We start from the raw sequence: 22,068 nt of genomic DNA, 5'->3' as shown, positions 1-22,068 counted from the left end.
CGCGCGATGAAAGCCCTGGACCGCAAGCTGCTGCGCGACCTGCGCCTGATGTGGAGCCAGGCGCTGACCATCGCGTTGGTGGTGGCCAGCGGCATCGGCGGCTTCATCACCAGCCTGTCGGCGGTGGATTCGCTGGCGCTGGCGCGCGACGACTTCTATGCCGACGCGCGTTTCGCCGACCTGTTCGCCGCCGTCAAGCGCGCGCCGAACGCGCTGGCCGCCACGCTGGCCGCTCAGCCCGGCGTGGCCGAGGTGCAGACCACGGTGGAGCAGATGGTGCGCGTCGAACTGCCCGGCGTGTCCGACCCGATCCTCGGCCAGCTGATCGGCATGGACCCGCAGCGCCCCTTCTCGCTGAACCGCGTCTCGCTGGCGGGCGGCCGCGCGCTCGATGGCGCCGGCGTGCGCCGCGCCGACGGCAGCCTGGAGGTGCTGGTCTCCGAGGGCTTCGCGCAGGCCCGTGGCCTGAAGCCCGGCTCGACGCTGAAAGCGCTGGTCAACGGCCGCCAGCGCACGCTGATCGTGGTCGGCACGGCGCTGTCGCCCGAGTTCGTCTTCGCCGGCCTGTGGGGCATGCCCGACCTGCGCGGCTTCGGCATCTTCTGGATGGACCGCGAAGCGCTGGCCTCGGCCTACGACATGAACGGCGCCTTCAACCGCATCGCCATCCGGCTGGCACCGGGGGCGTCGGAGCCCGCGGTGATCGACGCGCTGTCGCGCCTGCTCGCGCCCTACGGCGGGCGGCAGGTCAACGGCCGCGCCGACCAGACCTCGCACGCCATGCTCGACAACGAGATCAAGGAGCAGCGCGTGCTCGGCACTGTGCTGCCGGCGATCTTCCTCGGCGTGGCGGCCTTCCTGCTCAACGTGGTGGTATCGCGTCTGGTGGCCACGCAGCGCGAACAGATCGCCGCGCTGAAGGCGCTGGGCTACCCGAACCGCGACATCGCCGTGCACTACCTCAAGCTCGTGATGCTGATCGTCGCCGTCGGCCTGCTGCTCGGCATGGTCGTGGGCGACCGGCTGGGCACCATGTTCACCGGGCTGTACACCGAGTTCTTCCGCTTCCCGCGTTTCGAGCACCACATGGCGCCGTGGCTGCTGCTGGTGAGCATGGGCATCACGGTGGCCACCGCCGTAGCCGGCACACTCAATGCCATCCTGGCCACCGTGCGGCTGGCGCCGGCGGAGGCGATGCGCCCGCCCGCGCCGGGCCGCTACCGGCGCACGCTGCTCGAGCGGCTGGGCATCCAGGCGATGAGCCCGGCGCTGCGCATGATCATCCGCAACATGGAGCGCCGGCCCTGGCGCACCACGATCTCGATCGGCGGCGTGGCTGCGGCGGTGGCCATCGTCGTGCTCGGCAACTTCTTCCGCGACGCCATCGAGTACATCGTCGACGGGCAGTTCAACGTGGCGATGCGCAGCGACGTGGCGGTGTGGATGGTCGAACCCGGCGACGACATCGCGCGGCTCGACCTGGCCCGCCTGCCCGCGGTGACGCAGGTCGAGTCGACGCGCTTCGTGCCGGTCACGTTCCGCCACGGCCACCGCAGCGAGCGCAGCCTGATCCGCGGCTACGAAGGCCGCGCCGTGCTGTACCGCGTGGTCGACGCCGAGAACCACGCCACCACGCTGGAAGGCATGGGCCTGGTGATCACCGACCGCCTGGCCGACAAGCTCGGCGTGCGCGTGGGCGACACGCTGCTGGCCGAGGTGGAGGAAGGCCGGCCGCGCAGCGTCGCCATGACGGTCGGCGCCACGGTGCGCGAGATGATGGGCCTGAACGCCTACATGGACCGCGAGGCGCTGAACCGTGCGCTCGGCGACGGCGACCTGTCCAGCGGCTACGTGCTGGCCGTCGAGCGCGGCCGCGAGGAAGGCTTGCTCGAGGCGATCAAGTCGCTGCCGCGCGTGGCCGGCGCCTTCAGCAAGGCGACCATGCTGCGCAACATGCAGGAGATCAGCGCGCGCAACGTGCGCATCATGAGCACCATCCTCACCGCCTTCGCGGCAGTGATCGCGGTCGGCGTGGTCTACAACAACGCGCGCATCGCGCTGGCCGAGCGCGGCTGGGAGCTGGCCTCGCTGCGCGTGCTCGGCTTCACGCGCGCCGAGGTGTCGGCGCTGCTGCTGGGCGAGCTGGCCATCGTCATCGGCGTCGCGCTGCCGCTGGGCATGGCGCTGGGCTTCGGCCTGGTGCACCTGATCTCGGGGCTGCTGGCCTCCGACCAGTTCTACTTTCCGGTGGTGATCCTGCCGCGCACCTATGCCTGGGCGGCGCTGTGCGTGCTCTGCGCCGGCGTGGTCAGCGCGCTGATCGTGCGCCGGCGCATCGACACGCTCGACATGGTCGCCGTGCTGAAGACAAGGGAATGACAACATGAAGAAGAGCACCTGGATCATCGGCGGCGCCACCTCGCTGGCGCTCGCCGCCCTGCTCGGCTGGGCACTCGCCCCGCGGCCCCTGGAGGTCGAGGTGGCCAGCGTCACCGAGGGCCCGTTCGAGACCTCGATCGAGGAGGACGGCAAGACCCGACTGCGCGATCGCTACGTGGTCTCGGCGCCGCTGGCCGCGCTGCTGCCGCGCATCACGCTGCGCGAGGGCGACGCGGTCGAGGCCGGCGCGCTGCTGGCCACGCTCACGCCGGTGCTGCCGGCGATGCTCGACGAGCGCACGCGGCGCGAGCAGCAGCTGCGCGTCGAGATCGCGCAGGCCCAGCGGCAGCGCGTGGCCGCGCGCACCGAGGGCGCCAAGGTCGCGCTGGCGCAAGCGCGCAATGAGCAGCAGCGCACCGAGCAGCTCGCCAAGCAGGGTTTCGTCGCGCCCACCAAGCTGGAAACCGACCGCCTGACGGTGATGGCCGCGCAGAAGGATCTGGATGCCGCTGTCGAAGAGGGCCACATCGCCGCCCATGAGGTCGAGCAGGCACGCGCCGCGCTTCTGGCGCTCACCCAGCCCGGCGGCGGGCGCGGCTTCGCACTGCGAGCGCCGGTGGCCGGCCGCGTGCTCAAGGTCGTTCAGGCCAGCGAGGGCGTGGTGGCGCTGGGCGCGCCGATCCTGGAGCTGGGCGACACGGCAAGGCTCGAGGTGGTGGCCGAACTGCTCACCGCCGATGCACTGCGCGCCCAGCCGGGCAGCCTGGTGCGCATCGAGCGCTGGGGCGGTGACGGCGTGCTGCAGGGCCGCGTGCGGCGCGTCGAGCCGGGCGCCTTCACCAAGGTGTCGGCGCTCGGCGTGGAGGAGCAGCGCGTGCGCGTGCTGATCGACCTGACCAGCCCGGCAGAACAATGGCGCGCGCTCGGCGACGGCTTCCGCGTCGGCGTGCGCATCATCACGCGCTCGCTGGACAAGGTGCTCAAGGTGCCGGTCAGCGCCGTCTTCCCGGTGCCCGAAGGTGAGGGCGGCATGGCCGTGTTCGTGCTCGACGGCGGCCGCGCGAAGCGGGTGGCGGTGAAGCTCGGCGCACGCAACGGCAGCGAGGCCTGGATCGAATCAGGCGTGCAGCCGGGCACACAGGTGATCGTCTACCCGCCGGCCGCCACGCGCGACGGGCTGCGCGTGAAGCCGCGCAAGGTCTAGGGCCTCCGGCCGGGCACGCTGCGGCTGCGGCGGGCATGATGTGCCGCTGGAGGTCCCACCGACGATGAAGTCATTCGGCAAACGCGCGGCCGGCGCCCGGCTCGAACGCATGCAGGCCTCGCTGCGCTGGGCCGGCGAGGGCTTCCGCAACCTGCACCCCATCCTGCCGGGGCTGCGCGACCACGGCGTGCCGCGGCCCACGATCAGCGACTTCCTCCGCGGCGGCAACCGCCGCGTGCCCGCGGGCCCGCTGCCCTCGATCGACCCGCGCCCGGGCTGGGCGAAGCCGGTCGGCAGCGGCCTGCGTGCCACCTGGCTCGGCCACTCGACGGTGCTGATCGAGATCGACGGCTACCGCGTGCTCACCGACCCGGTGTGGGGCGCGCGCGCCTCGCCTTCGCGGCTGATCGGGCCGAAGCGCTTCCAGCCGGTGCCGATCCCGCTGCGCGCGCTGCCGCCGCTGGACCTGGTGGTCGTCTCGCACGACCACTACGACCACCTCGACTACGGCACCGTGCGTGCGCTGGCGAAGACCGGCGTGCCCTTCGTCACCTCGCTGGGCGTCGGTGCGCACCTCGAGGCCTTCGGCGTGCCGGCCGGGCTGATCACCGAGCTCGACTGGTGGGAACACCACACCCTGCCCGGCGGCGAGCTGGCGGTGTCGGCGGCGCCCTCGCAGCACTTCAGCGGCCGAGGCCTGAAGGACCGCAACGCGACGCTGTGGTCGTCGATGGTGATCCGCACCGCGAAACACTCGGTCTTCTTCAGCGGCGATACCGGCCTGACCACCGAGTACGGCCTGATCTGCGAGCGGCTCGGCCCCTTCGACCTGGTGATGCTCGAAGTCGGCGCCTTCCACCCCTCGTGGGGCGACATCCACCTCGGACCCGACAACGCGCTCGAGGCCCATGCGCTGCTCGGCGGCGGCGCTTTCCTGCCGGTGCACTGGGGCACCTTCAGCCTGGCCATGCACGCCTGGGACGACCCCGCCGAGACCTTGCTGGCCAAGGCGCCGGCACGCGGCGTGCAGCTCGTCATGCCGCGCCTGGGCGAGGCTGTCGAACCGGTGCAGGTGGAGCGCGTCACACCCTGGTGGCGCAGCGCCGGGGCACCGCATGCGGGCGACACCGTGGTCAGCGAGGCCGAGGCCCTGAGCGTGCCCAAGGCGGCGGGCTGGCCGCTGGACTGAGCGCATCGGCCCGCGATCGCGACCGTGACGCACGGCACACCGGCGTCTGTGGCGGGCGACGGCACAGGCCCATAACGTGCGCAGTGCGCCGCCACCCCTTTTCGTGGCGATGACGCCATGCGCCGCCATGCGTACCTTCTGCACCCGTCGCCCCGATGGCGCAGGAATCGCAGAGGTGAATCGAATCATGCTGGCCGTGTTGCGGGTGCTCACGTTCGGGAAGTGGCCGGCCGAAGGCGGGCGCTCGCCCGCGCCAACCCTGGGCCGCAAGGTCTGGCGCATCACCGCGGACAAGCCCGGCGGCGAATGGGTCGATGCCCACAGCGTCCCGCCGCCGCCGCACGACGGGCGCTCCACCCAGCCCATGGACAGCTGGGCCACCTCGTCGATGGACCTGCTCGACGGCGTGCAGATCGTCGAACACACCGACAGCCCGCTGCCTGACGACCTGCACGCCCCCACCGATCCCTCGCGCCCGGGCGGGGCGCCGCACTGAATCGGCGGTCGCCCGCGTTCGATAGCGCACAGACGCGTGGGTCCGCCGCGGCGGATGCTGCGCCCCGAGGTTATCGATCGATGAGACGCCGGTCCGTGCTGTTGCTCTTCCTTCTTGCCCCGTTGCGGCGGTTGCGGGCGGCGCCGCCTGTCCCCCTGGGCGCGGGCCTGACCCTGCGCGCCGGCTGGATCCTCAAGCGAGACGACCGGTGATCTTCGAACGCCTGGACGCCCTGCGGGCGTCGGGCTTCGTGCCGCAGGTGTGCATCATCGGCTCGGGCCCGGCCGGCATGTCGCTGGCGCTCGCTCTCGGCCGGCGCAAGGTGCCCTGCCTGCTGCTCGAAGCGGGCGGCGAGACGGCCGACGGCGACGTGCAGGACGCCTACGGCGGCAGCGTCGTCGGCGATCCCTACGTCGACCTGCGCCGGGCGCGGCTGCGCTGCCTGGGCGGCACCTCGGGCCTCTGGGAAGGCTGGTGCCGGCCGCTCGATGCGGTCGACTTCGAAGCGCGCGCCGGCATGCCCGACTCCGGCTGGCCGATCCGCAAGGCCGACCTGGACCCCTACACCCACGCCGCCGAGGTCATGCTCGACGTGCCGCCGCTCGCGCCCGACCGGGTGCTCAACGCGGAGCTCAACGAGGTCTTCTTCAACTTCGGCCACTCGATCCGCTTCGGCGCCCACTACCACGACGAGATCGCGGCTTCGCCCCACATCGCCTTGCTGCTGAATGCCCCGGTGGTCGACATCGTGCCGCGCAACGGGCGCATCGACGCGGTGGACGTGGCGGTCCAAGGCGGCCCGCCGCAGCGGCTGGGCGCCGCCATCTTCTGCCTGTGCACCGGCGGCATCGAGAACAGTCGCCTGCTGCTGTGGGCCAACGAGCGACACCGCGGCGGCGTGGTGCCCGACGCCCGCACGCTGGGCCGCTACTGGATGGAGCACCCGCACTTCGGGGTGGGCGATGCGGTGGTGGTCGGCAGTGCCGGCGAATCGCCGAGCGGCATGCGCTTCTTCGCGCCCTCGGCACAGGCGCTGCGCGAGCGCGGCGGCGGCAATTTCGGCGTGCGCATGTACGTCGGCATCAACCGCCTCAAGCGTCTGCTCAAGAGCGGCCTGTGCGTGGCACCCCAGTTCTTCGACGACCTGGTGCGCCGACACCACGACGACTACGCCTGCGGAATGCACATCTTCGCCGCATGGGAGCAATCACCGCAGGCGAGCAATCGCATCGAGCTGGACAGCGGGCGCGACGCCCTGGGCATGCCGCGCGTCAAGCTCACCTGGCGCAAGCAGCCGATCGATCGCCAGACGGTCACGCAGGCGATGATGTCGGTGGGCCGCTACCTGGCCGAAGCCGACATCGGCCGCGTCCGCATGGCGGCGTGGCTGGCGCAAGGGCGCGACTATCCCGATGCGGGCGAGCCGGTGGGCTTTCACCATATGGGCGGCACGCGCATGGCGTCCGGGCCGGACAAGGGCATCGTGGATGGCCAGTGCCGCGTGTTCGGCATCGACAACCTCTACATCGGTGGTTCCTCGGTGTTCCCCACCGGCGGTCACGCGAACCCGACCTTCACCATCGTGCAGCTGTCGCTTCGCTTGGCGGACCATCTCGCCGCACAACTCGGACGCTGAGGTTCGGTCGCCGCGCTGCGTGGCGCAAATCCGCACGCGGGCAGCGTCGACGCGGCGGGCCGACAATCGCACCCGACCCGCAGAAAGGCCCGGAATGAAATACCTGCACACCATGGTCCGCGTGACCGACATCGACGCGTCGCTGCGCTTCTACTGCGAGGCGCTCGGCCTCGAGGTGATCCGAAAGCGCGACGTGCCCGCCGGCCGCTTCACGCTCGTCTTCCTGGCACCACCCGGGCAGCCCGACGCGCAGGTCGAGCTCACCCACAACTGGGACGAGAAGGACTATGGCGGCCGCAATTTCGGACATCTCGCCTACCGCGTCGGCGATATCTATGCAGCCTGCGAACGCTTTCAAGGTATCGGCGTGACCATCAACCGCCCGCCGCGCGACGGCCGCATGGCCTTCGTGCGCTCGCCCGACAACATCTCGATCGAGCTGCTGCAGTCCGGCAACGCGCTCGCCCCCGCCGAGCCCTGGGCCTCGATGCCCAACGTCGGCCAATGGTGAGGCGCAGGGCGCACGACTGGCCGCCGCACCGCACGGTGGCGGTGATGCCCGGCTCGCTGCCGATGGGCGGCCTGGTCGAGGACACGCCGATCCACGCCTTCGAGACCCCCGCGCCGGCGCTCGTGCTGGCCGCCGATGCCGGCCTGCGCCCGACGCGCCACGACATCGAGCTCGGCGGCCTGCTCGCCTTCGAGATCCGCGGCCTGATGACGGCCGACGAGGCCGACGCCATCGTCGAGGCCAGCGAACGTTTCGGCTACCGCGACGAGGCCCCGGGCATCAGCACGCCCCCAGGCATGCGCATGAACAAGTCGGTGCACTGGGTGGCCGACACCGCGCTGCTCGGCCCGCTGTTCGAGCGAATGGCCCACCTGCTGCCGTCGCGCATCGACGGCGCGCACCTGTTCCCGCGGCTGAGCGAGCGCATCAACATGTACCGCTACGACGACGGCGACGTGTTCAACCGCCACACCGACGGCGACTGGCCCGGCTTCGGCCTGAGTGCCGACCGGCGCGAGATGGTGCAGTGGCCGGGCCTGCGCTCCTGCCTGACCATGCTGCTCTACCTGAACGGACCCGACGACGGCGTGCAGGGTGGCCAGACGCGCCTGTTCCGCCCCGACGGCAGCGCGCACGACGTGCTGCCGGCCAAGGGCAATGCGCTGTTCTTCCGCCACGGCTTCGGCGCGCACTCGGTGCTGCATGTGGGCTGCCAGGTGCGCGGGCCGGTGCCCAAGTACGTGGCGCGCATCAACGTGATGTACGCGCCGGGCTGAGCCTCAGGGCGCGCTGTCGGCGCGCTTGCGCGACATCGCGATCTTGTGCAGCAGCTCGATCAGGATGGCGCGCTCCGCCGCGCTGAGTGCGGCAAGCGCCGACTGCTCGCCCTCCAAAAGCAGCTGCACCGAACGGTCCACCAGGGCCGCGCCGGCACGCGTGATGCGGATGTGCTGCATGCGCGCGTCGCTCTCGCTGCGCGTGCGCGCGACCAGTCCGCGCGACTCGAGCTTGTCGAGCCAGATGGCGATGTTCGGCGGCGTCACCGCCAGTGCGCGCGCGAGCTGCCGCGCGGTCGCGTCGGGGTTGCCCTGCACCAGCGCGAGGATGGTGAACTCCACCTTGCGCAGGCCGCCCTGGCGACCGACGCGGTCGTCGAACACCTGGTCGGTGACGATGGCCGCCTGCGCGAGCTGGTAGCCGACGATCGAATGCACGCCGGCCTCGGCCAGCATCGCCAGCGGCGTGCGGTCGGCATCGGGAACGGTGGGTTTGCGGGTCATCGGCCGGTGCGCTACAAGGTCAGTCTGTTAACCATTTCCTGATTTGCCATCAGGGTAAGTCCGGGAACTGTCGGTTGATATTCGATAAGTACGATACCGATCTCGCTGAGCCCCTCAGCAGCAGGAGACGGATCATGAAGCGATCGACCCCCCTCGGCCTGGCCAGCAGTATCACCGCAGCGGCGCTGGGCCTGGCAGCCTTCCCGGCCGTTGCCGACGGACAAGGGCGCAGCCGACTGCCGCAACTCGCCGCGGCCACGCCGGCCGCGCTGGCCGGCACCTGCGAAGAGCTCGCAGCACGCGCCGCCGGGCTGCCGAACACGGTGATCACCGGCAGCACCACCGTGCCCGCCGGCACGCTCGCATTGGCCGGCCAGCCGGTGGCCGAACACTGCCGCGTGACGGGCAAGATGAATGAGCGCGTCAGCCCGGTCGATGGCAAGACCTACGCCATCGCCTTCGAGATGCGCCTGCCCCTGTCCTGGAACGGCCGCTTCTTCCACCAGGGCAACGGCGGCATCGACGGCAACGTGGTGCCCGCCACCGGCAGCTTCGGCGGCGGCCCGCTGACCCATGCGCTGCTGCAGGGTTTTGCCGTGCTCAGCTCCGACGCCGGCCACACGCTCGCGCAAGGCGGCCCGGCCTTCGGCCTGGACCCGCAGGCGCGGCTGGACTACGGCTACCAGGCCGTCGGCACGCTCACGCCGATGGCCAAGAAGCTCATCGCCGCGGCCTATGGCAAGGCGCCGGACCGCTCCTACTTCGGCGGCTGCTCGAACGGCGGGCGCCACACCCTGGTGGCCGCGGCGCGCTATCCGAACGACTACGACGGCTACCTCGCCGGCGCGCCCGGCTACCGGCTGCCGCTGGCGGCACTGGCCAACATCTTCGGCGCGCAGCGCTACGCCACCGTGGCCACGGCCGACCCGTCCACGCCGGCCGGCCTGGAGACCGCCTTCACCGCGGCCGAGCGCAGAACGGTGGCGAACGCGGTGCTGGCACGCTGCGATGCGCTGGACGGCGCGGCCGATGGCCTGGTGCAGGACACGCGGGCCTGCCAGAAGGTCTTCAGCTTCACACGCGATGTGCCCACCTGCCCCGGCGCACGCGACGGCAGCTGCCTCACGCCCGCGCAGAAGGCGGCCATCGCGCCGATCTTCAGCGGCGCGACCACGGCCAACGGCGAACGTTTCTACGCCGGCTTCCCGTTCGACAGCGGTCTGGGTGCCGGCGGCATCCCGTTCTGGGAGTTCACCGCGCCGCTGGCGCTCGACTCGGGCGCGGTCGGCGTGATCTTCAAGGTGCCGCCGTCGACGCTGGCGCTGAGCAACGGCCCGGCCTTCTCGCTCGGCCTGGACATCGACGCCACGCTGGCCGAACTGCGCGCCACCAATGCCACCTTCACCGAGTCGGCGATGGCGTTCATGACGCCGCCGAACCCGTCGGACCTGTCCACGCTGCGCCGGCGCGGCGCGAAGATCATGGTCTACCACGGCGTCAGCGACCCGATCTTCTCGGTGTCCGACACCGAGGCCTGGTACCGCGGCCTGGCGCGCGAGACCGGCGGCGACCCCGAAGACTTCGCGCGGCTGTACCGCGTGCCTGGCATGGGCCACTGCAGCGGCGGCCCGGCCACCGACCAGGCCGACTTCCTCGGCCCGCTGGTGGCCTGGGTCGAGCAGGGCCGCGCGCCGGGCAGCATCGTGGCGAGCGCGCGCGGTGCGGGCAACGCCGGCGGCGTCAATGCCGAGCTGCCGGCCAGCTGGGCGCCGACCCGCACGCGGCCCCTGTGCCCCTACCCGAGCGTGGCGCGCTACAAGGGCCACGGCGACGTCGAATCCGCCGCCAGCTGGCGGTGCCGCCCGAGCCGGCACCCCGGCCGGCATGACGACTGAATCCCCGCCGCGCGCCGCGGCTCAGCTGCCCGCGGCCGACTCGCGCAGCATGCGCTGCACCGTGAGCAGCAGTTCCTCCAGGCCGAGTGGCTTGGTCAGGTAGGCGGCGAAGCCGGCCTTCGTCGCGGCTTCGACGTCGCCCGGCAGCGCGTTGGCGCTGACCGCCACCACCGGGATGTGCGCCGTGGTGCGGCGCGAGCGAAGGCGCGCGAGCACCTCGAAGCCATCCATGCCGGGCATCTGGATGTCCAGCAGGATCAGCGCGGGCGGCGACTCGGCGGCCATGCGCAGGCCATCGAGCGGCAGTGCCGCGCAGCGCAGTGCCACGCCGGGCAGCCGCGCGAGCATGGCTTCCATCAGCGCCACGTTCACCGGGTTGTCCTCGATGTACAGCACCGACGAGCGCGCCACGCCGTCCAGTGAAGGAAGCACAACGGCAGGCACCGTGCTGGGCAAGGGCGGCTCGGCCACCGGCAGCGCCACCCAGAACATGCTGCCGCGGCCTGGCTCGCTGTTCACGCCGATGCGCCCGCCCATCGCGTGCACGAGACGCTGGCTCAGCGCCAGGCCGATGCCGGCGCCCTCGATGCCGCTGTGCTCGGCGCCGATCCGCTCGAAGGGCTGGAACAGGCGGTCCAGGTCGCGCGCGGCGATGCCCGGGCCGGTGTCATGCACCGACAGCAGCACCTCGGCGCCCTCGCGGCGCGCCGCGAGCCGTACCTCGCCGCCGACTCGGTTGTACTTGACCGCGTTGCCCAGCAGGTTGAGCAGCACCTGGCGCAGGCGCGTCGGGTCGGCCGCCACCGCCAGATCACCCACTGAGGCCGGATGCAGCACGACCCGGCGCGGCTGGGCCAGCGGCCGCACCAGCGCCAGGCACTCGTCGGCCAGCCCGGCCAGCGGCACGCTGAGCACGTCCACCGTCAGGTGGCCGGCCTCGATGCGGCCGAGGTCGAGCAATTCGTTCATCAGCCCCAGCAGGTGGCTGGCCGCGCGCAGCATCTCCTGCACGTAGCGGCGCTGGTGCGCGGCCAGCGGCTGCTGCGGATCGTTCTCGAGCAGCTGGCCAAAGCCGACGATGGCGTTCATCGGCGTGCGCAGCTCGTGCGACATCTGCGCGAGGAACTGCGACTTGGTGCGATTGGCGCGCTCGGCCTCGTCGCGCGCCGCCGTCAGGGCTGCCAGGGCCTGGTTGCGCGAGGTGATGTCCACGCCGAACACGTAGAAGCGCTGCGTGCCGTCGGCGGCCAGCGGGCCGGCCACGTGCGATACCTCGAGGTCGATCTGTGGCCGGTCGGCGGTGGCCGGGTAGGATCGTTCGCTGCGCACCGTCTCGCCGCGCCGGGCGAGTTCGACCTCCGATGCGACCAGGGTGTAGGCCGCCTCGCCCAGCACATCGCGCGCGTGGCGGCCCACGATGTCGTGCGCCGGGCGGCCCAACGCAGCAGACAGCCGGCTGTTCACATAGGTGTAGCGGTGCTCGGCATTCACCGCCGCGATGAAGCCGGGGAAGGCCTCGAGCAAGGCGCGCTGCTCGGTCTCGCTGGCCTGCAGCAGCTGCATGGCGCGCTCTTCGACCGTGATGTCGCGCGACAACGCGCCGACGCAGTTGACGCCGCTGGCCACGTCCAGGTGCGGGTAGTAGATCGACTCGAGCAGCCGTTCGCCGCGGCCCTGCATGTGCACGCGCGACAGCACACGGCGCTCGGTGCGCGTCGCGAAGGCCTCGTCGAGCGCCTGGGCGTGCTCGGGGTTGAAGCGCCCCGGCCCCAGCACCTGCGCCACCGGGCGGCCGACGACCGCCTCGCGCGCCAGGCCGGTGGCCTGGCACCAGGCGTCGTTGACCATCAGGTAGGCACGATCGCCGCCGATCACGCTGACCGGGTCGGTAACGGCATTCACCAGCCACTCGTGCGTGCGCAGCCACTGCTCGGCCAGCTTCTGCGCCGTGATGTCCGTCCACAGCCCCACCGAGCCCACGCTGCGCCCGTCGCTTCCGAACAGCGGGGTGGCATTGTTCAGGCAGTGCACCCGCGAACCGTCGGGGCGCACGATGTCGACCTCGTAGGCGCCGGCCGCACCGCTGCGGCGCCGCTGCAGCTCGCGGTCGAGCACCGCGCGGCCCTCGTCGTCGAAGAAGTCGCGTGCCGCACGGCCGATCACCGCCTCGCGCGGGTGGCCCAGCAGCTTGCACATGGCCGCGTTCAGATCGGTCGTGCGGCCCTCGGTGTCGATGAACCAGTAGCCCTGGCTGGTGGTGCGCAGCAGCTGCCGCTGCAGCTCCGTCTGGTCGGCCAGCTCGCGCCGCGCCTGTTCGGCATCCGAGGCGCGCGTGCGCTCGGCCAGCTGCGCGCGCACCATGTCGAACACGGCGCGCTTCTGCCGTCCGACGACGATCAGCATGACCACCATGAAGATCGCGATCGCCGCGGCCACGCCCCGCACGGCCGGGCCGCCCCCGGCGAGCAGGCGCAGCAGCACCGGCACCAGAGCCGGCAGCGCGAACAGCGCTCCGGCCAGCCGGTCGAACGCCGAGGTGACGAGCGCTCCGCCACTCATCGCCGCGAAGACGATCATCACCAGTCCGGCCTGGCTCGTGTCCAGATGCTCGGCCGCCGCCAGGCCGAGCATCAGCCACACCAGGCCGTGGATCAGGAAGCCGGCGCGATAGCGGAACATCCAGGTCGACGCAGGCACGGCGTCGCCGGCGAGACCGTGGGCACGGCGCACGAGCATGCGCAGCAACAGCGCCGCGGCCAGCGCGGCCAGCCAGCCGACCAGCACATCGGCCGGCACGGTCGGCCGCAGCAGCATCGCGAGCACCAGCCCGGCCAGTGCTGCCGCAGCCACCGAGCTCGGCGTGGCATCGTGGTGCAGACGCAGCCGGGCCGCGTCCAGTTCGGCCTCGAGGCCGGCCACAGGGGCTTGCAAGCGGGAGATCCTTTCGAGGCTGCGGGGGCCACCAGCGCGGAGCCCTCCCTGCCCACGCGAATTATCGGTACCGGGGAGGGCATCGGCACGGACGAAGCCTGCCACCTCCGTCACGCCGCGCATCTGCGCGGCATCAGGGCCGATGCGGATCGGGTGCGATGATCGCGCCGCACATGGAGCTGCGCGGCCGATGACGATCGAACACTTTCCACCGCGAGGCGGCATCGAGACCGTGATCGCTGCCTTGTTGCGCGGCATGCTCAAGTCCCTGCTCAAGCCGGTCTTCTCGGCACGCGTGCCGATCCCGTTGCAGCGCCGCTGGCTCGGTGTGTTGTCGAAACTCTCGCTGGTGCCGCGCGGCAGCGTGTTCGAGGCTGCGACGCTCGGCGGCGTGCCCGGCGAGTGGGTGCGCCCGCCCCTGCCGCCCACGCGATCCGGCACGCTGCTCTACCTGCACGGAGGCGCCTACTGCCTCGGCGCGCCCGCGACGCACCGCGCACTCACCGCGCGGCTGGCCGGCGCGACGGGCATGGCCTTGTTCGCGGCGGACTACCGCCTGGCGCCCGAGCACCCCTTCCCTTCGGCCGTGGACGATGCGCTGGCCGCCTACCGTGCGCTGCGCGCGGACGGCCCCGTGGTGGTGGGCGGCGATTCCGCGGGCGGCGGCCTCGCGCTGGCGCTGGCGATCGCGCTGCGCGATGCGGGCGAGCCGCTGCCGGCCGCGCTGCTCCTGCTGTCGCCCTGGGCCGACATGACGATGGCGGGCGCACCGGCACGCGAACCGCCCGGGGAAACCATGCTCAGCGTGGCCTGGGCCCGCGCCTGCGCTGACCTGTGCCTGCGCGACACCGCCGCCACGCACCCCTGGGCCTCGCCGCTGAAGGCCGATCTGCGCGGCCTGCCGCCGGTGCTGATCCAGGCCGGCACCGACGAGCTGCTGCACGACCAGGCCGTGCAGCTGCACGACGCGCTGCAGGCCGCCGGCGTGAGCGTGCGCTGCGAGATCACGCCGCAGCGCTGGCACGTCTTCCAGCTGCATGGCGGCGCCCTGGCCAGTGCCGACGACGCGATCGCGCGGCTCGCGCTCTTCGCCACCTCGGCGCACACGAGCGATGCAGTCGAACAACGCGAGGTGGTCATCCTCGGCGCGGGCATGTCGGGCCTGTGCATGTCGGTGCAGCTGCGCCGAGCCGGCTTCGCCGACTTCGTCGTCATCGAGCAGTCCGCCGGCCTGGGCGGCACCTGGTGGGACAACCGCTACCCCGGCGCGCATGTCGACGTGCCGGCGCCGCTGTACTCCTTCTCGTTCGCGCCTAACCCGCGCTGGACGCGGCGATTCGCCGCGGCCCCCGAGATCCAGGCCTACATGCAGGACGTGGCGCAGCGCTTCGGCGTGCTGCCGCACATCCGCTTCGGCCGGCGCATCGTCAGTGCGATCTTTGACGACGCCGACAGCCGCTGGCGCATCGCACTGGACGACGGCCGCATGCTGCGCGCGAGGCACTTCGTCTGCAGCACCGGGCCGCTGTCACGACCGCGCCTGCCCGACATCCCCGGCATCGACAGCTTCGCCGGCCGCGTGCTCCATTCGGCGCGCTGGGATCCATGGTTCGAGGCCGGGGGCCAGCGGGTGGGCGTGATCGGCACCGGCTCCACCGCCTCGCAGCTCGTGCCGCCGCTGGCCGAGAAGGCAGCGGAACTCTCCGTCTTCCAGCGCACCGCCAACTGGGTGCTGCCGCGCCTGGACCGCCGCTATGGCGCGATCGACCGCGCGCTCGCCAGGCTGCCGCCCTACGCGAAGGCGGTGCGCACGCTCTGGTACCTCTTCCTCGAATGGGGCCGGCGCGGCTTCGACGAGGGCACGCTGGCACGGCGCGGCATGCTGCGCAGCGCCGAGGCGCTGCTGCGGCACCAGGTGAGCGACGAGGCCTTGCGCGCAAAGCTGCGGCCGACCTATTCGCTGGGCTGCAAGCGCATCATCTACTCGAACGACTACTACCGCGCGCTGGCTCAGCCGAACGTTGCGTTGGTCACCGATGGGATCGCGCGCGTCACGCCGCAAGGCATCGTCACCACCGACGGCCGCGAGCACGCGCTGGACGTGCTGGTCTGCGCCACCGGCTTCGACGTCGAACATTCGCTTGCCCACCTCGACATCCGCGGCCGCGGCGGGCAGCGCCTGGCGGATGCCTGGCGCGACGGCCCGCAGGCGCACCTGGGCCTGATGGTGGCCGGCTTCCCGAACCTGTGGCTCATGCTCGGCCCGAACACCGCCACCGGCCACACCTCCACGTTGCTCTTCATCGAGCCCGGCGTGCGCTGGGCGGTGCGGGCGATGCGGGAACTGCGGCGGCGCGGGCTGTGCTGGATCGAGGTGAAGGACGAGGTGATGCGCGCCTCGAACGCGGCGCTGCAGGCGCGGCTCGGTCAATCGGTGTGGGCGGGTTGCCGCAGCTGGTACCGCGCGGCCGACGGCAGGATCTTCGCCTTGTTTCCCGGCTTCACTCGGGAATACGTGCAGGCCGTCGGTGCGCAGAAGTTCTCTGACAACGACACCGGCTGAACGATGTCTTGACACAGCTCAGTCCGTGTCGAGGATGCACTTCAGACATTGGACCCAAGCGCCGAAGACCCGACTGCGAATCGCGCCCCGACATGTCGACATCCGCCCCCGTCATCACCACCCTGGTGTCGCTGGTGGCCATGCAGTTCATGCTGTATGCCACCGGCTGGCTGCTGAGCAGCCTGCTGCTTCGCGATGAACGAACGGCGGTGCTGTGCTGGGCCGGCTTCATGGCCTGCATCGGCCTGGGCTTCGTGCTGACCTCTCAGCGCGGCGAACCGCGCACCTGGCTCGCCTTCAATGGCAGTGGCGTGGCCTTCATCGCCGGGCTCCTGCTGCTCTGGATCGGCCTGGCAGCCTTCTATCGGCGGCCTCGCCCTTACCGCGAGCCGCTCATCACCTTCGTCCTGTTGGCCGGGTTGCTGGCCTGGATGGGCGCGGGTGTCGAGCAGGCGCCTGCCCGCGTGCTGCTGACCTACGGCGCGGACATGTGGATCACGCTTCGCCTGATGACGACGATCCACTCCGCGGTGCGCGCCGACCACGGCCAGCGTCTGGCCTTGACCATCGCCAGCCCTGCACTCCTGATCATCGCTGCCTTCGCGGTGCCGTTCAGCCGCCAGCTGATGAACCTGGACCAGCCGATGGAGGTCCACCGCTTCGATGAAGCCAATCTGCGATCCCTGTACGTGTACATGGTGGCCGCGGCAGTGTTCAACTTCGGCTTCATGGCGGTGGTCACGCACCGCCTGCTGGCCCGCCTGCGCGACCTGAGCCACCGCGATGCGCTCACCGGCCTGTTCAACCGCCGCGCCATCGAGCAAGAACTGCAGCGCGAATGGCGGCGCTGGCGCCGCCGCCGCGATGGTTTCGCGCTGCTGTCCATCGACCTCGACCACTTCAAGCAGATCAACGACACCCACGGGCACGCCGGCGGAGACCAGGTGCTCATCGAGACGTCCAGACGGCTGCTGGCCCACGCGCGCGACACCGACACGGTCGCCCGCACAGGCGGCGAGGAGTTCCTGGTGCTGCTGCCCTGCACGGACCTGCAGGGCGCCGCGCTGGCGGGCGAACGGCTGCTCGTGCACCTGCGGCATCACCCGATCACCCTGGCCGGAGTCGCCGTGCAGGCGACCGCCAGCATCGGCATCGCGCAGGTGATGGAGGGCGATGCCGATATCGCTGCCGCCCTGACCCGTGCCGACCGGGCCCTCTACCGCGCCAAGACCGAAGGGCGTGATCGGCTGGTGCTGGCAGATTGATCCGCCTGGCCCCTCGCACTCGAAGAACCCGCAGGGCGCCCGACGGACCACGTGCAGTGAGGGGGCTGAAGAAGTCGATGCCCTCCAGGCGAAACTCCCGAGGGAAAGTACTCGCATCGCGGCGAGCAGCTCGCCGCCCTTGAGACCCGCGCGCCGCTAGAGTCGAGCCATGCCCGTACCTGTATCCGTGGCGATCCGCAGCATCTGCTGCAAGCGGGCGCTTGCAGGGCTTGGGCTTGCCCTGTGGGCGGCTGCCGCCACCGCGAATGGCGGCGGGCTGGCCGAGCGGGTGATGGCGGCACGCCAGGAAGCAGGGGTCGACCCACAACGCGGCCTGGCCACGCTGCGATCGCTGCGTCGCGAGGCCTTGGCTCAGAATCGGCTCGATCTGCGGCTGACGGTCGACGAGGCCGAATGCCGCGTCCTGACGGATGTCGACGCCTCCCAGGCCCTCGCCGTCGCCCACGCCGGGCTGGAGACTGCGGCCGCCAGGCCGGACTCGCCAGCACGCGAGCCCTGGCTTCGGCTGCGCGCCTGCCGCGCGGGCATGCTGGTCGAGATTGGGGAGAAAGAGGCCGGCCGCGCCGAGTTCGAGGCGCTTCTCGCGCTCACAGCGCAGCCGGCCGATGCCGGCATCCGCGGCCTGGTGCTGATGGAACGCGGCGTACACCGCTCCCGCAGTGGCGATTGGGACATCGCTCAGCAGGACCTGATCTCTGCCTGCGAACAGCTCAAGAACCAGGGCCCTGCACTCGACCACACGCTGTGCCTCGGACACATTGCCAACCACTACCGCCGTGTCGGTGACGTCGACGAGGCGAAGCGCCTGCTGCAGACGCTGTATTCCGCCGCACGCCAGCGCGGGGCCACCTTCGACAGCGCTGTCTATGGCTTCGGCATCGGCCAGAGCCAGCAGGCACAGCAGCAATGGGCCGAAGCCATCCGCAGCTTCGAGGAGGTCACCGAGGCCAGCAGAAGACTCGGTGACGCGATCGGAGTTTCCTACGCCGAACACGCCATCGCCGTCTCGCAGCTGAAGCTCGGACGTGCGCAAGAGGCGCTGGCCTATGCCGATCGAGCGCTCGGGAAGTTGGATCGTGCCACCGACCCTCGTCAGTACGAGGTCAACGTGGTTACCCGGGCGGAGGCCCTGGTTGCCCTGGGCCGTGCCGCCGAGGCCAACGCGGAGCTGGAGCGCGTCGAGCAGGCCCTGCGAAAGCGCGGTGATCAACCCACCCTCGCCCTGTGGTTGAACGTGCGTGCGACGGCCTTGCGCCAGCTCGGCCGCTGGCGCGAGGCCTACCTGGCCCTGGCCGACGAACGTGCCATCCAGGGGCAGCTCCAGGAACTGCGGGTGTCCCAGCAATCGGCACGGTTGCGCATGCAGTTCAATCGCTCCCGCGACGCGGACGACATCTCGGCGCTGCGGCAGCTCAACGAACAGGGACAGCGCCTGCGCCAGACGCAGGCCGTGGCGCTGGTGCTCTTCGTCATCCTGCTAGCGGCCGTCTTCACGGTGGCGGTGCGCAAGTTCCGCCAAGCCCGCCACCTTCAGAACCTGGCCTCGACCGACGATCTCACCGGCCTGGCCAACCGCCGCGCGCTGATGGCTTTTGCGAACGATGCTGTCGAGAGGGCGCACCGCGATCAAGTGGCGCTCGCCGTGCTGATGATCGACATCGACCATTTCAAGCGCATCAACGACAGCCACGGGCACGCGGTGGGCGACCAGGTGCTGCGTCACGCGTCGCGCGTGCTGGCCGCGGGCCTGCGGGAGCGCGACCGCCTTGGCCGCGTGGGCGGCGAGGAATTCGTCGCCGTGCTGCCCGGCGCCACGCTGGCCCAGGCGCGTCAGGTGGCAGAGCGCATGCGCAACGCCATCGACGCGGCGCGGCTGATCGGGCCTTCAGGTGAAGTGCGCTTCACCGTCAGCATCGGTGTGGCCGGCGCCCAGATGGCCGAATCTGCCGACGCACTGCTGGAACGGGCCGACGCGGCGCTCTATGCCGCCAAGAATGGGGGGCGCAACGCGGTAGTGATCGCTCAGACAGAAGATCTGCCGCTGGACGCTGCCTGACATCGAGTTCGGGCTGTCTTGCGAGTATCGAACGCATATGCGGCGACGTCGTGGGTTCGACGGCCAGCGGCCCGAGTTGCTCAGCCTAGCGCAGTCCACCGCGTATCCACGCGGCACCGGTCAGACCTGCACGCTCACACGTCGATGTTCGCCGCCCGCAGCGCGTTCGTCTCGATGAAATCGCGCCGCGGCTCCACCTCGTCGCCCATGAGCATGGTGAACACGCGGTCTGCCTCGATCGCGTCGTCGATCTGCACGCGAAGCAGGCGGCGCACGGTCGGGTCCATCGTGGTCTCCCACAGCTGCGCGGGGTTCATCTCGCCCAGGCCCTTGTAGCGCTGGCGGCCGACGGCGTTCTCGGCCTGGCCGATCAGCCAGGCCATGGCCTCGCGGAAGTCGCCGACCTTGGCTTCCTTCATCTTCTCGCCCTCGCCGCGCTGCACCGTCGCCTCGTTGCTGACCAGGCCCTTGAAGGTGCGGCCGGCGGTGGACAACGCCTCGTAGTCGGCGCCGTGCACGAAGTCGGCCGTGATCACGCTGCTCTTCACGTTGCCGTGCAGCATGCGGCTGATGCGCAGATGGTGCTTGTCGCTGCGCGCGTCGAACTCGGCCACCACCTCGGCGTCGTTCAGCGCCTGCTGCAGCGCGGCGGCCGAGGCCTCGGCGGCTTCCAGCGTGTCGAGATTGAGTGCCAGGCCGTTGGCCATGGCGCGCAGGCCGTCCACGTCCATCCAGTTCGACAGGCGCTCGACCACGTTGTTGGCCAGCACGTACTGGCGCGCCAGCGTCTCCAGCGCGTCGCCCTGCAGCACCGCGGCGCCGGCCACGCCGGTGTCGAGCCGCGCGTCCTTCAGCGCCACGCGCAGCAGGTAGGCGTCGAGCTCGATGCCGTCCTTCAGGTACTGCTCTTCCTTGCCGAGCTTGACCTTGTACAGCGGCGGTTGCGCGATGTAGATGTGGCCGCGCTCCACCAGCTGCGGCATCTGCCGATAGAAGAACGTGAGCAGCAGGGTGCGGATGTGTGCGCCGTCGACGTCCGCATCGGTCATGATGATGATCCGGTGGTAGCGCAGCTTGTCGACGTTGAAGTCCTCGCTGCCGATGCCGGTGCCTAAAGCCGTGATCAGCGTGAGGATGGCGTCGCTGGACAGCAGCTTCTCGTACCGCGCCTTCTCGACGTTGAGGATCTTGCCGCGCAGCGGCAGGATCGCCTGGAACTTGCGGTCGCGGCCCTGCTTGGCGGAGCCGCCGGCGGAGTCACCCTCGACGATGTAGATCTCGCAAAGCGCCGGGTCCTTCTCCTGGCAGTCGGCCAGCTTGCCGGGCAGGCCCATGCCGTCGAGCACGCCCTTGCGGCGCGTCATCTCGCGCGCCTTGCGCGCGGCCTCGCGGGCACGCGCCGCGTCGACGATCTTGCCGCAGATGATCTTCGCGTCGATCGGGTTCTCGAGCAGGTAGTCGGTCAGCGCCTTGCTCACCGCGTCTTCCACCGGGCCGCGCACTTCGCTGGACACCAGCTTGTCCTTGGTCTGGCTGCTGAACTTGGGCTCGGGAACCTTCACGCTGAGCACGCAGCACAGGCCTTCGCGCATGTCGTCGCCGGTCACCTCGACCTTGGCCTTCTTGGCCAGCTCGTTGTCTTCGATGTACTTGTTGATGACGCGCGTCATCGCGGCACGCAGGCCGGTCAGGTGGGTGCCGCCGTCACGCTGCGGGATGTTGTTGGTGAAGCACAGCACCGTCTCGCTGTAGCCGTCGTTCCACTGCATCGCCACTTCGCTGACGATCATGCTGCCGTGTTCGGTCTTCTTCTCGCCCACCGCGTAGAACACGGTGTTGTGCAGCACCTTCTTGCCGGTGTTGATGAAGTCGACGAAGCCCTTCACGCCACCGACGAAGGCGAAGTTGTCCTCCTTGTTGTTGCGCTCGTCGACCAGGCGGATCTTCACGCCGTTGTTCAGGAAGCTCAGCTCGCGCAGCCGCTTGCTGAGGATCTCGTAGTGGAAGTCGATGTTCTCGAAGATCTCGTCGTCGGGCAGGAAGTGCACCTCGGTGCCGCGCTTCTCGGTCTCGCCGGTCACCTTCATCGGTGACACCTCGAAACCATCGCGCTGCTCGAGGATGCGGTCTTGAGGGAAGCCCTTGCGGAACTCCATGAAGTTGACCTTGCCGTCGCGGCGCACCGTCAGGCGCAGCCACTTGGACAGCGCGTTCACGCAGCTCACGCCCACGCCGTGCAGGCCGCCCGAGACCTTGTAGCTGTTCTGGTTGAACTTGCCGCCGGCATGCAGCTCGGTCAGCGCGATCTCGGCCGCACTGCGCTTGGGCTCGTGCTTGTCGTCCATCTTCACGCCGGTGGGGATGCCGCGGCCGTTGTCGGTCACCGAGATCGAGTTGTCGGTGTGGATGGTGACGACGATGTCGTCGCAGTAGCCGGCCAGCGCCTCGTCGATGGCGTTGTCGACCACCTCGAACACCAGGTGGTGCAGGCCGGTGCCGTCGGAAGTGTCGCCGATGTACATGCCCGGGCGCTTGCGCACCGCCTCCAGACCTTCGAGGATCTGGATGCTGCCTTCGCCGTAGGTATCGACCGGCTTCGGTGCGTTCTCGGGGGTGCTCGGGGTGTCGCTCATGGGGAAGAT

General features: G+C 70.6%; 14 protein-coding genes. 11 read left to right on the top strand and 3 right to left on the bottom strand.

Annotated features, from left to right (window positions below; genetic code table 11):
- The first annotated feature begins 6 nt into the window (after positions 1-6).
- From HZ992_RS23275 to HZ992_RS23245, 7 genes are all read left to right on the top strand, one after another.
- Complete coding sequence (locus tag HZ992_RS23275) at positions 7-2,379, top strand: ABC transporter permease (protein WP_209384209.1); 2,373 nt, start codon at positions 7-9, stop codon at positions 2,377-2,379.
- A 4-nt stretch (positions 2,380-2,383) separates the two neighbouring features.
- Positions 2,384-3,583 carry an efflux RND transporter periplasmic adaptor subunit gene (locus HZ992_RS23270; protein ID WP_209384208.1) on the top strand — a complete coding sequence of 400 codons (1,200 nt, stop codon included), beginning with the start codon at positions 2,384-2,386 and terminating at the stop codon, positions 3,581-3,583.
- A gap of 64 nt (positions 3,584-3,647) precedes the next feature.
- A complete protein-coding gene (locus HZ992_RS23265; RefSeq protein ID WP_209384207.1) occupies positions 3,648-4,772 on the top strand; it encodes an MBL fold metallo-hydrolase in 1,125 nt (374 codons plus the stop codon).
- 175 nt (positions 4,773-4,947) lie between these two features.
- Positions 4,948-5,268, top strand: coding sequence for a hypothetical protein (locus tag HZ992_RS23260; protein ID WP_209384206.1), 321 nt, complete (start codon positions 4,948-4,950; stop codon positions 5,266-5,268).
- 208 nt (positions 5,269-5,476) lie between these two features.
- Entirely contained in the window at positions 5,477-6,904 is a 1,428-nt protein-coding gene (locus HZ992_RS23255) for a GMC oxidoreductase (protein WP_209384205.1), read from the top strand.
- Between the two features lie 94 nt (positions 6,905-6,998).
- On the top strand, positions 6,999-7,415 hold the full coding sequence (locus HZ992_RS23250) for a lactoylglutathione lyase (RefSeq protein WP_209384204.1): 417 nt from the start codon (positions 6,999-7,001) through the stop codon (positions 7,413-7,415).
- Positions 7,409-8,191: a 2OG-Fe(II) oxygenase gene (locus HZ992_RS23245; RefSeq protein WP_209384203.1), complete on the top strand. Its 783-nt coding sequence runs from the start codon at positions 7,409-7,411 to the stop codon at positions 8,189-8,191. Before HZ992_RS23250 ends, HZ992_RS23245 begins: the two co-directional genes overlap by 7 nt.
- 3 nt (positions 8,192-8,194) lie before the next feature.
- Here the strand turns inward: HZ992_RS23245 and HZ992_RS23240 are convergent, their stop codons facing one another.
- The gene (locus tag HZ992_RS23240; protein WP_209384202.1) at positions 8,195-8,695 is read right to left on the bottom strand and encodes a MarR family winged helix-turn-helix transcriptional regulator; all 501 of its coding nucleotides are present in this window, start codon (positions 8,693-8,695) and stop codon (positions 8,195-8,197) included.
- A 134-nt stretch (positions 8,696-8,829) separates the two neighbouring features.
- Between HZ992_RS23240 and HZ992_RS23235 the strand changes: the two genes are divergently transcribed.
- Positions 8,830-10,590, top strand: a complete 1,761-nt coding sequence (locus HZ992_RS23235; protein WP_209384201.1) for a tannase/feruloyl esterase family alpha/beta hydrolase — start codon at positions 8,830-8,832, stop codon at positions 10,588-10,590.
- A gap of 21 nt (positions 10,591-10,611) precedes the next feature.
- Here HZ992_RS23235 and HZ992_RS23230 read toward each other — a convergent pair whose 3' ends face one another.
- Positions 10,612-13,521, bottom strand: a complete 2,910-nt coding sequence (locus HZ992_RS23230; protein ID WP_209384200.1) for a PAS domain-containing protein — start codon at positions 13,519-13,521, stop codon at positions 10,612-10,614.
- Between the two features lie 190 nt (positions 13,522-13,711).
- Between HZ992_RS23230 and HZ992_RS23225 the strand changes: the two genes are divergently transcribed.
- The 3 genes from HZ992_RS23225 to HZ992_RS23215 all read left to right on the top strand — a co-directional run bounded on the left by HZ992_RS23225 (position 13,712) and on the right by HZ992_RS23215 (position 19,426).
- Positions 13,712-16,084: an alpha/beta hydrolase fold domain-containing protein gene (locus tag HZ992_RS23225; protein WP_209384199.1), complete on the top strand. Its 2,373-nt coding sequence runs from the start codon at positions 13,712-13,714 to the stop codon at positions 16,082-16,084.
- A 92-nt stretch (positions 16,085-16,176) separates the two neighbouring features.
- On the top strand, positions 16,177-17,349 hold the full coding sequence (locus HZ992_RS23220) for a GGDEF domain-containing protein (protein WP_209384198.1): 1,173 nt from the start codon (positions 16,177-16,179) through the stop codon (positions 17,347-17,349).
- Between the two features lie 187 nt (positions 17,350-17,536).
- Positions 17,537-19,426 carry a GGDEF domain-containing protein gene (locus HZ992_RS23215; RefSeq protein WP_209384197.1) on the top strand — a complete coding sequence of 630 codons (1,890 nt, stop codon included), beginning with the start codon at positions 17,537-17,539 and terminating at the stop codon, positions 19,424-19,426.
- 134 nt (positions 19,427-19,560) lie between these two features.
- Here HZ992_RS23215 and gyrB read toward each other — a convergent pair whose 3' ends face one another.
- Positions 19,561-22,059: a DNA topoisomerase (ATP-hydrolyzing) subunit B gene (gyrB, locus tag HZ992_RS23210; protein WP_209384196.1), complete on the bottom strand. Its 2,499-nt coding sequence runs from the start codon at positions 22,057-22,059 to the stop codon at positions 19,561-19,563.
- Between the last annotated feature and the right edge of the window lie 9 nt (positions 22,060-22,068).

Origin of the sequence: Rhizobacter sp. AJA081-3 (genome assembly GCF_017795745.1) — a bacterium.
Taxonomy (GTDB): domain Bacteria; phylum Pseudomonadota; class Gammaproteobacteria; order Burkholderiales; family Burkholderiaceae_C; genus Piscinibacter.
The sequence above is the reverse complement of the archived record's forward strand: the minus strand, read 5'-3'. Positions and strand labels throughout refer to the sequence as shown.